Here is a 12,884-nt window from a genome sequence, read left to right on the forward strand (position 1 = left end):
CTCCCGTCATGATTAGCGATCAGAATATCGAAACGCACGTTGTTTGAGTCGTTCAATGTGTTCAATGGTGGTATTTTGAGTCACCAGTTCAAATTCACCAGAGTAAACCAGTGGCACTGGCAAACCAGCCAGATCTCGTTTGATGGCTTCTGCCATCGCAATGCCCGTATCGTCATTCATACGCATGACGGTGACCGCTAATCGGCCATCTTGCAATGCCTCAAGCTCTGCCGAACCTCCCCCCCAGCCATTGAGATAGATATCTTCACGTTCAAGTTCTCGCAAGGCTTGTGCTGCTCCAAGCGCAATATCGGTCGAACAAGCATAGAGAAAGGTAATTTGAGGATTATTACTAACGATATCGAGCGTCGCTTGATAGCCGCTCTCCATCGTGGCGGTGGTGTAGTAAGACGAGGCTAAATGAAAACGGTGTTTGACATTATGGATAAAACTGTCTCCACGCGCTTCACTGATGTAACCTTCTGAAAAATATAACACCCCATAATCTGCGCCTTGTGGCAGCTTGCGTTGGTAAAACTCAGCCAAATGCTGAGCGCCAATTTCATGGTCAAACCCAACATACAATAAAGGCTGACGACCTTGCCAATCACGAATGGGCGTGGTGATATTTTGTAAAATGACTTTTGTCTCAGAAGTATGCAGTAGATGATCAATAAATTTTCGATGGCGCATGGTATCTAAGGTAAAAATCAGATAATCGGTTTTATTTTGCATCGCTTCCATTAAGGAGATACTTTGCTGACGGGCATCTAAGCTAGGTCGAGTAAAAACTTGGTGTAATTGATAGGTAATGCCAAGCTCATGCATACGAGCTTCAAACGCTTTAATATTACGAGACCAATAGTCCGACACTTGCTGACCGGGATAGATGACTGAAATCGTGACTGGGCGAGTTTGAGCTAGAGCTAGAGGTAGTGGTTCGGCTCGAGTCTGGACACTTTTCGCCAATAAATCGGTTAATGTCTGTTGCTCGGGATGTGCCTCTAAAAACGCTTGATAGGACCAGTAATCACTCAGCAGTTGTGAGGGATTAGCGAACACGGCCATAGGAAACCAACTCAGTAACACAATCAGCAGTCTTTTTTTCATCCCACTTGTCATTCCTTATGGTTTCATTCCGATGATTTGCAAACCTATTATCAAAAAAGATCAAATTCCCCACTCACGAGACGCTCTTTTTGCGCTTTGCTCAGGCGTTTGATCCGGCATTCTAATTGCAGAGCTTGACTTTTGCTCGGCCCAACACAATGCTGCCACGCTAAGCTGAGCGGACCTTTACCACGCAAAGCTTTAGCGCCACATCCTTGTTGATGTTGAATAAAACGCCGATCGATATCGGTTGTTATTCCACAATATAGTGCATTTTTCGATGTTCGGATCAAATAGACCCACCAATCTGAGTGTTGCAGGGGCACTGACATACTTAATGATTAGCGATCAACGCACGTAATTCAGCCACTTCATGACGTAACATCGCCACTTGTTGCTCAAGTTCATCAATACGTGATGATGGTAACTCCGTCTCTGTGCTCGCCGCGACACTGTGCGTATCGACTTCACCGCAAAACAAATGGTGATAACGCGATTCTCGTTTCCCGGGTTCGCGAGCTAACTTAACCACCAAACCGCGCTCTAATAACTGATCTAAAATACTTTCGGTTTCTTTCACATCATTAAAATGGCACAAACGGTTGGTACGAGTGCGCAATTCCCCCGGCGTTTGTGGACCACGCAACAGTAAACAGCAGATAACCGCTAATTCTTGGCTATTGAGTTTTAAATCGCCAAACTCTGTATTACAAAAACGATGCTGATATTTAGGTGTACGACGATTAAAACTACTTTCATCACTAACAAGGCGACGGGCAATCAGCACTTCAACCGTATCTTGCACCTGTGCCTCAGACAAATTCAACACGGGATCGCGATTACTTTTTTGATTACAAGCGGTCACCAAACTGTTCAGTGTTAATGGATAATATTCTGGCGTCGTGATCTCTTTTTCGATCAGACAACCAATGACTCGTGCTTCTAAAGCAGACAGTTCGCTATGCATGTTAATTTCCTTCTAGTTAGAATCTGTACCTTGTACAGTCAATTAGTGTTCAAGCATCAAACTCAATCGTATGACTCTTCCTTGCTCATCAATCACGATCACCTTCGAGCGGTTTAACTCAATCTCACTGGCTAATAACTGTTCTCTTTCATGAAGATAAGCTTGGCGAAGCTGTTGATGTGCTTTACTTTCATGGTGTGACGCAGGTGGTTTAGGAATGACAATGTCTGAAAAACTGAGTGGCAAAGTATTGTCCTGTTATACGTTAAGGCAAAGATAAGTAACTCAATAACGGAGACCAGCGAGAGCAATAGGCGTACTCTATCCCCATACGCTGAGATAATCCATGAAACCGAGCAAATACCGCTGGTTACCGCTTTAAGTAGGAAGGGTATAGCGTATTTCAAGTAAACAATACAAGCCCCAATACAATAAAATCTACGCCCTGGCCATTTATTGGTGATTTCTTAGCCAATACTGAGAGAGGTTTGATCTTAGGTCTGTTATGCGCCTTTGCAATGTGTTTTAATTTCTCTGCCCACGTTACCTCAAGAGGCAACGCATTCGTACCACGCTGAATTTAGCGTCTTGATATCGCCTGGGTAGATAGTGGCACTCATTATAGGAAAGGGATCTATGAACAGCGTATTTGAAATTGTGAGCTTGGCTCGTCGTAAGAACAAACTAAAGCGTGAACTACTCGATAACGAGAAAAAGGTTCGCGATAACCGTAAACGTGTAGATTTACTGGAAAACTTAGTCGATTACATCAAACCGGATATGACTCAAGAAGAGATCATTGAGATTGTGAAAAACATGAAGTCTGACTACGAAGATCGCGTCGATGATCATATCATTAAAAGTGCTGAAATTTCTAAAGAGCGTCGTGATATTAGCCGCCGAATCCGCGAGTTAACGGAACAAGATAAGCTCATGACTCAAGGTGGCGCTAAAAAGTAATTGATTTTATATGAGCAAGCTGAATAAACATGAGATTTATTCGCCGCGATGCAAGTCCGCTACCCAGCGGACTTTCTTTTGCCATCAATTCAATAATCAACAAAATATGTAATAACAAAACTATTATTAGCATTAATCGTTTGCGTAATCGCTAACCTTCTCCGAAGCTATTTTTGAGGGTGTTATCACACATTCACCATTGCTATAGTTTGAGTTAGTTAAATTAATCCAGCCATTATCGGTAAAGCGTTGTTCATTTTTCATCGTGAAAATCAGCGTAGCGCGACTGACCCGGCTTGGGCCAACAGCAAGAGGATCACACAAATAATGGATATGAATATGGTTGATATTATGGGCTATGCAGCCTCTATCATGGTGGCTATTTCCCTAACGATGAAAGACATCGTAAAACTTCGCGTGCTTAACTTTATTGGTTGTAGCTTATTTGTCGGCTATGGACTGATGATCGATGCTTGGCCAGTGGTCGCAACTAACGCCTTCATCGCTTGTGTTAATGTGTACTTTTTAGCTCGGATGCAACAAGCAAAAAAGAGTGAAGGCGTACAGAACGCCGCTTAAACTCTGTAACCAATTAAAAACCACGCGTCGAAACAATAATAGACTCCGAACGCGTGGTTTATCTTCACTAGTTTTAGGCTAGTTTATCCATCAACGATATCGCTTTAGTCCTCTTCGTGATGCTCAGCGGCCCATGATTGAGCGCACTTCACCGCACGTTTCCAACCTTTATAACGACGTTGACGTTTTTCTTCATCGTGGTGTGGCATAAAGGAGCGATCAATTTCTGATTTATTTTTCAGCTCATCCAAACTATCCCAGAAACCAACCGCGATACCGGCTAAATAAGCCGCACCCAACGCGGTCACCTCGGTCACTTTAGGACGATGAACTTCGGTATCTAACACATCTGATTGGAACTGCATCAAAAAGTTATTGGCGACAGCTCCGCCATCAACGCGCAGTGCCGCTAACTTAATCCCTGAATCAGCCTGCATGGCATCCAAAACATCTCGCGTCTGGTAAGCAATGCTCTCTAATGTGGCTCGAATGATATGGTTCGAGTTAACACCGCGTGTTAAACCGACAATAGTACCGCGAGCGTAAGCATCCCAATAAGGCGCACCTAGCCCAGTAAAGGCAGGAACCACATAAACGCCATTGGCAGTATCGACTTTAGTGGCAAAGTATTCTGAATCGTGAGCATCGGAAATTAATTTTAGTTCATCGCGTAACCACTGAATCGATGCGCCCCCCATGAATACCGCACCTTCGAGCGCATAACTTGGTTCACCTTTCGGCCCACAGGCTAACGTCGTCAAAAGACCATTTTTTGAAGTCACTTTTTCTTTGCCGGTATTCATCAACAAAAAGCAGCCCGTACCATAAGTGTTTTTTGCTTGCCCCGCTTCGACACACATTTGACCGTAAAGCGCCGCCTGTTGATCTCCGGCAATCCCCGCGATAGGAATACGGGTTCCACCTTTACCACCAATGTTAGTTTGGCCATACACTTCTGAAGAAGATTTCACTTCAGGCATCATGCTTAATGGAATATCAAACTCTTTGAGGATTTTTTCATCCCAGTGTAAGTTGTTGATATTAAATAGCATAGTCCGAGAAGCGTTGGTGTAATCCGTAACATGAACACGGCCTTGAGTCATCTTCCAGACTAACCACGTATCTACGGTACCGAACAGCAGTTTACCCGCTTGTGCGTCTTCACGAGCCCCTGGAACATTATCTAAAATCCATTTGACCTTGGTGCCTGAAAAGTAAGGATCAAGCAATAGGCCTGTGTTCTCACGCACATACGCTTCCAGCCCTTCACGCAATTTTAGTTGCTCACAAATTTCAGCGGTGCGGCGACATTGCCACACAATCGCATTGTAAACTGGTTTGCCCGTTTCTTTGTTCCAAACAATCGTCGTTTCACGCTGGTTAGTAATACCAATGGCAGCAATTTCATCACTACGGATACCTGATTTACCAAGCACCTCGATCAATGTCGAACTTTGTGTAGCATAAATTTCCATTGGGTCATGCTCTACCCAGCCCGCTTGTGGATAAATCTGAGTAAATTCACGCTGAGAAACACTGACGATATTGGCATCATGGTCAAGCACGACTGCCCTTGAGCTGGTTGTACCTTGATCCAATGCAACCACATATTTTTGCTCAGTCATGGTCTATTCCTTATTCACGTTCTAATAAATGGGTTAATAAATTATGCACGTTAAACATGTGCTTGTTCGTTATCTTCTACCACATCGCATTGATTAGGTATGGTACAGCCCGTTCCTTCAGTTGGCAGGTAAGCAGCGATAAATTTAGGGTAAGCCCATGCACCAAAACAAGCTCCAGCAATCGGCGCAATAATCGGCACAATAAAGTATGGGATCTCTTTCGCACCCGTTAGGGCATAATCCCAACCAGCAAAATAAGCAAATAATTTAGGTCCAAAATCACGAGCTGGGTTCATCGCAAAACCAGTCAGTGGGCCAAGCGAGCCACCAATCACCGCAATCAAAATACCAATTAATAGCGGGTTCATCGCGTTGCGATGCGCACCATTATTCTCATCACCGAGTGCGAGAATGACAAACATCAGCACGGCGGTGATCACAAATTCAACCGATATCGCTCCTAGAAAAGAAAGAGAAGGATGAGAATAGGTCGAGAAAATCCCTGCGGTGGCTAAACCAGCTTCACTGCTACGGACAAAATTGTGGGCGATTTCATAATCGACAAAAAGGTTGCTGTACAAGCCGTAAACGAGCGCCGCAGAGCAGAATGCACCGAGCAGTTGTGCGATAATGTAGGGCAACACTTTCGCTTTATCAAAACCATGAAACGCAGCTAAAGCGATGGTTACCGCTGGATTAATGTGTGCACCAGAAACACCTGCGGTACAATAAATAGCAATGGCGACCCCAAGTCCCCAGATAATACTAATTTCCCACTGACCAAATTGAGCTCCAGTCAGTACTAGCGCAGCGACACAGCCTACGCCAAAAAATATCAGCAATCCTGTGCCGATAAACTCTGCGATACACTCTCCTAAAAGAGTCTGTTGTTTTGTTCGAGCCATAAGTAAGTGTCCTTTTCCGTTTACACCGTTATTGCACACCGTCATAGGGTGATACGGGGCAAAATCTCGCACAAAAAGATCACTTCGAAAATGAAAAAACCTCACAAATGAGCGTTCGAACACAATTTTGTAATCAATAAGAGTAATTTTTGTTAATTAGAGCCATATTTTGATCTCAGAAAACCTCGCCATTATGGTTAAAAATCGTCGTTCTTAGCGACCATCGCTCACGTGGTGAGATGAATATCATAAGAACGATGAACAACATATTTACAACTAAATATCCGAAAAAATTAATATAAACGTCGGCAACATATCAAAATAAAAGCTCAAAACTGATGAATGGTAGAGCAGAGAGCGACAGTTAACATCAAGAACAATGGCACTTTTTACTCACTCGTATTCAAAAATTTGCGTTTACATTCGTTATATTGCTTTGCTTGCCTGCCGAAAACTCATGTGAACAATAAGTAAATAAAAATCATCTAATCCCATCTATTTTGTTTAGCCATTTGCTATCTATAAGCAACTTGACGATAACCACTCACCAAAAATCTTTCGTTCGAACTTTTGTGAGCAATCTATCGAACATATTCAACTTAAAATGGCACACTAATGGTAAGTTTATTGTAAATATAATTAAGGCAGAGGTCATGAGCATGACAACGAAGCAAACCATCGAAACCGATGTGGTGATCATCGGTGGCGGAGCGACGGGAACCGGGATTATGCGTGATTGCGCTTTGCGTGGTATTCGATGCATTCTGGTTGAAAAAGACGATATCGCCTCAGGTACAACCGGAAGAAACCACGGCCTACTCCATTCTGGCGCTCGTTACGCCGTCACTGACCATGAGTCTGCTAAAGAGTGTATCCAAGAGAACCTAATTTTAAAACAGATTGCTAAGCACTGTGTGGAAGCAACGGAAGGCCTGTTCATCACACTGCCCGAAGATGATATTGCGTTTCAAGAAACCTTTATTAACGCTTGCCACTCGGCGGGCATTGCCACCAAACAACTCAGCGCTAAAGAGGCGCTACGTCTTGAACCGAATGTTAACCCTGCTTTAATTGGTGCCGTACAAGTCCCCGATGGTACCTTAGACCCTTTTCGATTATGTGCCGCTAATGTACTTGATGCCAAAGAGCATGGTGCACAGATCCTTAACCGCACCATAGTTACTGGTCTTATTCGCCAAGGTGATACTGTACTCGGCGTTCACTGCCTGCAGCTCAGTACTCATCGTCAATTTAATATTGTTGCTAAGCAAGTGATCAATGCGGCTGGAATTTGGGGACAAAATATCTGTGAGTATGCTGATCTGAATATCAAGATGTTCCCAGCCAAAGGATCGCTACTCATTCTCGACTATCGCATCAATAACCTAGTGATTAATCGCTGTCGTAAACCTTCCGATGCCGATATTTTAGTCCCAGGTGATACCATTTCTTTGATTGGCACGACCTCCGAACATATTGACTACGACCAGATTGACAATCTACACGTCAGCGAGAAAGAAGTAGATATTTTGCTCTCTGAAGGGGCGAAATTGGCTCCGATCATGGCCAACACTCGGGTATTACGTGCCTACGCAGGGGTAAGACCGTTAGTGGCGGTCGATGATGATGGTAGTGGACGCAATATCAGCCGCGGGATTGTATTGTTAGACCACCAAGAACGCGATGGCCTGAAAGGGCTAACCACCATTACTGGCGGCAAATTGATGACCTATCGATTAATGGCCGAATGGGCCACCGATATGGTTGCCAAAAAATTGGGCAATACGGTGGCATGCTCTACCCATACCCGCCCTCTTCCTGGTTCAAATCAAGCCGAAAAGCCGGTCAAAAAAACCGCCAGCTTAGCAAAACCCGTCTATGAATCGGCGCTTTATCGTCACGGTGAGCGAGCTGAGCAGTTTTTATCGGCAGACAGTAAAAGCCAAGCCATCATCTGTGAATGCGAAATGGTCACCGCGGGTGAGATTGAATACGCGATTAAGCAGTTAGATGTTAATAATCTCGTCGATTTACGCCGCCGCACACGCCTGGGCATGGGGCCATGCCAAGGTGAATTATGCAGTTACCGAGCCGCCAGTTTATTTCAAGACTATGGCGGTGTCTCTGGTCAACAATCAAGCCAACTGTTGGTGGAATTTTTAGAAGAGCGCTGGAAAGGCATTAAACCGATTTTCTGGGGAGATGCACTGCGCGAGGCAGAATTTAGTTATTGGATCTATGAAGGATTATTGGGTGCCAGCGATCTTCCTCATCCTTCTATTCAATCGAGCCAGGAGGAAACGCTATGATGAAGTATGACGTGATCATTATCGGCGCTGGGATTGCAGGTTATAGTGCAGGGATCCGCTGCTTACAAGCAGGCTTAAAAACCGCACTGATCAGCCAAGGACAAAGCGCGCTGCATTTTTCATCAGGTTCGATTGATGTCTTAGGTAAACTACCCTGCGGTAGCGCCGTTGAGTTTCCTTTTCAAGCAATCCAACAGCTCGCTCAACAAGCTCCGGAACATCCTTACAGTAAGGTTGGAGCAGCGATCAGCCAGCAAGGATTACTGTGGTTTCAACATACTCTTCAGCAACATGGGATGCCATTAAGTCATCAAGCCGATCACAGTAATCATCAGCGGATCACCTCAATGGGAACGCTTAAAGCGACTTGGCTTTCGCAGCCTTATGTATATCAACATAAAAAACAGTGCGATTTTAAACGGCTTGTGTTGGTGTCCATCGAAGGTTACCGCGATTTTCAACCGCCGATGCTACAAGATAACTTACGTTATTTACCTGAATTTTCGACCATTGCCAGTACCATTGTTTCGATCTCGATTCCTGGTTTTGCTGAACTGCGCCATAATCCTCATGAACTGCGCTCAATTGATATTGCAAGGTTGCTTAAAAAACCTTCGGCATGGCAAGCGTTTTGTGATCAATTAACGCAAGTAGCCACCGGTGATGATTTGGTAATTCTCCCAGCGATCATGGGTAACGGTGACGGATTGCACCTACTCGATAAATTACACGCCACTACTGGATTGTCCTTGCATGAAGTTCCGACCATGCCACCTTCTTTGATGGGGATCCGGATTGAGGAGTCGCTCAGTCGTGCTTTCTTATCCCTTGGTGGTATACATTTAAAAGGCGATAAAGTCACCAAAGGCGAGTTTAATCACCATCGATTGAACGCGATATACACCAAAAACCTGACCGATATGGCGCTTTATGCTGATCATTTTCTCATGGCGACAGGAAGTTATTTTAGTCAGGGCTTAGCCGCTAATCATCAGGGGATCAGTGAGCCTATTTTCCAACTCGACGTTGAAAGTGCTCAAGAGCGGGCACAATGGCGTAATCATGACTTTTTTGCTAAGTGCTCTCACCCTTTTATGACATTTGGCGTCACAACGACCGCCTCATTAAACCCTAGCCGTCAAGGTGAGACTATCCATAACCTCTATTGCTGCGGCTCTATGCTCGCAGGTTATGATCCGGTGTTTGAAGGTTGTGGTGGTGGCGTCGCGATTGCAACTGCTTATCATGCTACGTCACAAATTATCGCTCAATGGCAAGCGCAAGCTTCAACTCAGGAGGCTCTGGTATGAATCATTCCTTTATTGCCAATGCACCGAAAAACACCTCATTTGATCAATGCATCAAATGTACCGTGTGTACCGTGTACTGCCCCGTTGCTAAAGCGAATCCACTGTACCCTGGGCCAAAACAATGCGGCCCAGATGGCGAGCGTTTGCGGATCAAAAGCGCGGAATACTACGATGACTTACTAAAACTGTGCACCAACTGTAAGCGCTGTGAAACCGCTTGCCCTTCTGGCGTGCGGATTGGCGACCTGATTGCCGTGGCACGAGGCAAGTATGGTAAAAAGCCATTCAATCCGAAGTTAATGCGTGATTATGTGCTCAGTCATACCGATTTATTTGGCTCCCTCGCTACGCCTTTTGCACCAGTCGTCAATTTTGCCACCTCGCTACCTCTGGTCAAAAAAATCATGCACAAAACCATCGGTGTGCATGATCACAAAGCCCTACCGAAATATTCTCATGGCACCTTTCGCGGTTGGTTCAAACAACAAAAACAGCAGCAAGCCAGCTATAACCGCCAAGTCAGTTACTTTCATGGTTGCTATGTCAATTACAATCATCCTCAGTTAGGGAAAGACTTTGTTCGGGTAATGAACGCGATGAACATCGGCGTCAGCTTGTTGGATAAAGAAAAATGCTGCGGCGTACCTTTGATTGCCAATGGCTTTCACGATAAAGCGCGCAGTAATGCTCTACTGAATGTCAAAAGCTTAGAAACGGCCGTCTTGGAGAGACAGACTAAGGTACTCTCAACCTCATCGACCTGCTCTTTTACTCTGCAACAAGAGTATCCGCATGTGTTAGGCGTTGATAATAGCCAAGTGGTGGCAAGCATTGAGTATGTCACGCGTTTTCTACTCAAAGAGTTTATGAGTGGCAATGCGCCGAAGATGAAACCCGTTAACCTCAAAGTGGTTTATCACACTCCTTGTCATTTGGAGCGCAGTGGTAATGTTATCTTTACGATTGAACTTCTGAAAATGATCCCAGGTTTAGAGCTGGTGGTTTTGGATAGTGAGTGTTGTGGTTTAGCGGGCACTTATGGCTTTAAAGCGGAAAACTACGATGTTTCAATGAAGATCGGCTCACACCTATTTGAGTCGATCAACACGGCCAAGGCAGATTTTGCGGTCACTGACTGTGAAACCTGTAAATGGCAGATAGAAGAAAACACCACCGCCGAAAGCATTCACCCGATCACACTGCTGGCAATGGCGTTAGCCTAAAACACGATAGCCAGCGTATCCATTGACGCTGGCTATCAACGATGACGCTAATCCACGGACACCGAACAGATTTGCCATTGCTGCTCAGCGGCTATTGAGATAGTGGCCGCTGCTGACAATGTTCAATCGCTTTTTCTAGCAATTGCAGTGCGCTTTGCTCACAGGATGGTAATTGTGCATCACTACTGCCCAGAGGCGTTACCCGTGAGCCCCATTTAATATGGCCAGCGCCCCAAGTTAATCCTGCACCAAACGCGGCGAGTAACACGTTATTATTGGGTTGAATCTTACCTTGTTCCAATGCTTCACACAGGGCAATCGGCACCGTTGCCGCCGACGTATTGCCGTATTTCTGAATATTAATAAACGCTTTATCTTGGCTAATACCCGATAAATCACATAACGTTTGAATGATACGGATATTCGCTTGGTGTGGGATGACCACATCCACGTCTTGCTGAGCTAAACCACTAGTGGTTAACACTTGCGCCGCCGCCGCGCCCATGCCTTTAACGGCTCTTTTAAAGATCTCTTTACCAACGAAATCAAATGCCCAATAACCATTGTCGGCAGCAAAGCGATCCATTGAGCTACCAAACTTCGGCACCGCCAAAATATCACGCCCTTGAGCATCACAACCAATTTTGGCTTCTTGTAACCCAACCGGTTGCTCTGTACGACTCAACACTACCGCACCGGCACCATCACCAAATAAAACGGCGGTATCGCGTTTGGTCCAGTCAATATAAAAAGACAGTCTTTCTGCGCCAATCACTAAAGCATGTTGGTAGCGACCTGCCTGCATCAAGCGAGTGGCAGTTTCTAAACTGTAGATAAACCCGGTACAGGCAGCATTCAGATCAAAAGCGGCTGCGCTATCTATTGCTAAGTTCTGCTGGATTTTTGAAGCGATATTAGGAATGAGAGAATCGGGCGAACAAGTGGCAACAATAATCAAGTCAATCTCTTGAGCGTCAATCCCGGCACAAGCAATCGCGTGCTGAGCCGCTACGGTAGCTAACTCTGAGGTATTCACGTGGCTAATCCGGCGAGATTCAATCCCAGTGCGAGTGCGGATCCACTCATCATTAGTCTCTAAAAAGGTGCTTAAATCATCATTTGAGAGCGTGGTCGGTGGCAAACATTTACCCCAACCGGTAATTTCAGCATAATATTGAGTCATTATAATCCTGCTTTTCGTTGTTATGCTCTTGCTACTGGTGAGATTAATCAAATAGCAAGGAGATAGGCATTCATTTATTATTGGCGATGTTAAGCGCATTCACCTAACAAAACGACTAGTATACGCTGATTTGCCTAATCACGTTAAGCGCTGATCGGCAAAGCAACAAAACTAAAAGAGGAAACCATGTCAACGTTCACCACTCGCTGCCCAGCTTGCCATGGGCTTAATCGTATCCCAACAGCCCGAGTTTCTGAAAGCCCGCGCTGTGGAAAATGCCAAGCCGCACTGCTTGATGGGGCTCCGATTGAAGGTACAGCGGATAATCTAGAAGCGCTATTAGCCAGTGAACAACCGGTCGTCATCGACTTTTGGGCTCCTTGGTGTAATCCTTGTGTCGGTTTTGCCCCCATTTTTCATGACGTAGCCGCCGAACGTCAAGGGCAAGTGAGATTTATAAAAATCGACACTGAAGCTCAACAGGCGTTGGCAGGAAAATATCAGATTCGTAGCATTCCCACCCTGATGGTCTTTAAACAAGGCAAAAGAGTCGATGTTCTCAATGGTGCGTTACCAAAAAGTCAGTTTGAACAATGGCTAAACCAAGCATTAACCAAATAAATTATCCCGTAAAATAACATTTAAAGTTGGCATTTCACCGCCGATTATGCCAACTTTACTACACTTAATCATAGCTTATGACTTGATAAATT

13 protein-coding genes are annotated in these 12,884 nt (G+C 44.9%); 6 read left to right on the forward strand and 7 right to left on the reverse strand.

Translation table 11 applies throughout. The features are described from left to right. Positions 1 to 12 precede the first annotated feature (12 nt). From FKN88_RS03770 to FKN88_RS03785, 4 genes are read right to left on the reverse strand one after another with little or no spacing between them, the layout of a single operon-like run. Positions 13 to 1,110, reverse strand: a complete 1,098-nt coding sequence (locus tag FKN88_RS03770) for a substrate-binding domain-containing protein (protein ID WP_154171204.1) — start codon at positions 1,108 to 1,110, stop codon at positions 13 to 15. A 50-nt stretch (positions 1,111 to 1,160) separates the two neighbouring features. After that, positions 1,161 to 1,442, reverse strand: a complete 282-nt coding sequence (locus FKN88_RS03775) for a GIY-YIG nuclease family protein (protein WP_154171205.1) — start codon at positions 1,440 to 1,442, stop codon at positions 1,161 to 1,163. 2 nt (positions 1,443 to 1,444) lie between these two features. Next, entirely contained in the window at positions 1,445 to 2,077 is a 633-nt protein-coding gene (locus FKN88_RS03780; protein WP_306687242.1) for a YceH family protein, read from the reverse strand. 42 nt (positions 2,078 to 2,119) lie between these two features. Continuing rightward, positions 2,120 to 2,323, reverse strand: a complete 204-nt coding sequence (locus tag FKN88_RS03785; protein WP_040905109.1) for a hypothetical protein — start codon at positions 2,321 to 2,323, stop codon at positions 2,120 to 2,122. A gap of 390 nt (positions 2,324 to 2,713) precedes the next feature. On the opposite strand from FKN88_RS03785, the gene FKN88_RS03790 reads away from it, so the two are divergent. Both FKN88_RS03790 and FKN88_RS03795 read left to right on the forward strand, forming a co-directional pair. After that, positions 2,714 to 3,037 (forward strand): DUF496 family protein, encoded by a 324-nt coding sequence (locus FKN88_RS03790; RefSeq protein WP_072670702.1) that lies wholly within the window; start codon positions 2,714 to 2,716, stop codon positions 3,035 to 3,037. A 327-nt stretch (positions 3,038 to 3,364) separates the two neighbouring features. Further along, the gene (locus FKN88_RS03795; RefSeq protein WP_072670703.1) at positions 3,365 to 3,616 is read left to right on the forward strand and encodes a YgjV family protein; all 252 of its coding nucleotides are present in this window, start codon (positions 3,365 to 3,367) and stop codon (positions 3,614 to 3,616) included. Positions 3,617 to 3,720: 104 nt separating this feature from the next. On the opposite strand, the gene glpK is transcribed toward FKN88_RS03795, so the two are convergent. Both glpK and FKN88_RS03805 read right to left on the reverse strand, forming a co-directional pair. Further along, positions 3,721 to 5,241, reverse strand: a complete 1,521-nt coding sequence (gene glpK / locus FKN88_RS03800) for a glycerol kinase GlpK (RefSeq protein WP_154171206.1) — start codon at positions 5,239 to 5,241, stop codon at positions 3,721 to 3,723. A 50-nt stretch (positions 5,242 to 5,291) separates the two neighbouring features. Beyond that, positions 5,292 to 6,146 (reverse strand): MIP/aquaporin family protein, encoded by an 855-nt coding sequence (locus FKN88_RS03805; protein WP_004396682.1) that lies wholly within the window; start codon positions 6,144 to 6,146, stop codon positions 5,292 to 5,294. Between the two features lie 659 nt (positions 6,147 to 6,805). Here FKN88_RS03805 and glpA point away from each other — a divergent pair. From glpA to glpC, 3 genes are read left to right on the forward strand one after another with little or no spacing between them, the layout of a single operon-like run. Further along, entirely contained in the window at positions 6,806 to 8,455 is a 1,650-nt protein-coding gene (gene glpA, locus FKN88_RS03810; RefSeq protein ID WP_158145509.1) for an anaerobic glycerol-3-phosphate dehydrogenase subunit A, read from the forward strand. Next, complete coding sequence (gene glpB / locus FKN88_RS03815) at positions 8,452 to 9,765, forward strand: glycerol-3-phosphate dehydrogenase subunit GlpB (protein WP_154171207.1); 1,314 nt, start codon at positions 8,452 to 8,454, stop codon at positions 9,763 to 9,765. The genes glpA and glpB overlap by 4 nt, the downstream gene beginning before the upstream one ends. Beyond that, positions 9,762 to 10,988 carry an anaerobic glycerol-3-phosphate dehydrogenase subunit GlpC gene (gene glpC, locus FKN88_RS03820; RefSeq protein ID WP_154171208.1) on the forward strand — a complete coding sequence of 409 codons (1,227 nt, stop codon included), beginning with the start codon at positions 9,762 to 9,764 and terminating at the stop codon, positions 10,986 to 10,988. Before glpB ends, glpC begins: the two co-directional genes overlap by 4 nt. Before the next feature lie 91 nt (positions 10,989 to 11,079). Here the strand turns inward: glpC and FKN88_RS03825 are convergent, their stop codons facing one another. Continuing rightward, entirely contained in the window at positions 11,080 to 12,171 is a 1,092-nt protein-coding gene (locus tag FKN88_RS03825) for a ketoacyl-ACP synthase III (protein ID WP_154171209.1), read from the reverse strand. A 186-nt stretch (positions 12,172 to 12,357) separates the two neighbouring features. Between FKN88_RS03825 and trxC the strand changes: the two genes are divergently transcribed. Further along, positions 12,358 to 12,792, forward strand: coding sequence for a thioredoxin TrxC (gene trxC / locus FKN88_RS03830; RefSeq protein WP_154171210.1), 435 nt, complete (start codon positions 12,358 to 12,360; stop codon positions 12,790 to 12,792). Positions 12,793 to 12,884: the final 92 nt, after the last annotated feature.

Origin of the sequence: Vibrio sp. 2017_1457_13 (genome assembly GCF_030851525.1) — a bacterium.
Lineage (GTDB): Bacteria > Pseudomonadota > Gammaproteobacteria > Enterobacterales > Vibrionaceae > Vibrio > Vibrio metschnikovii.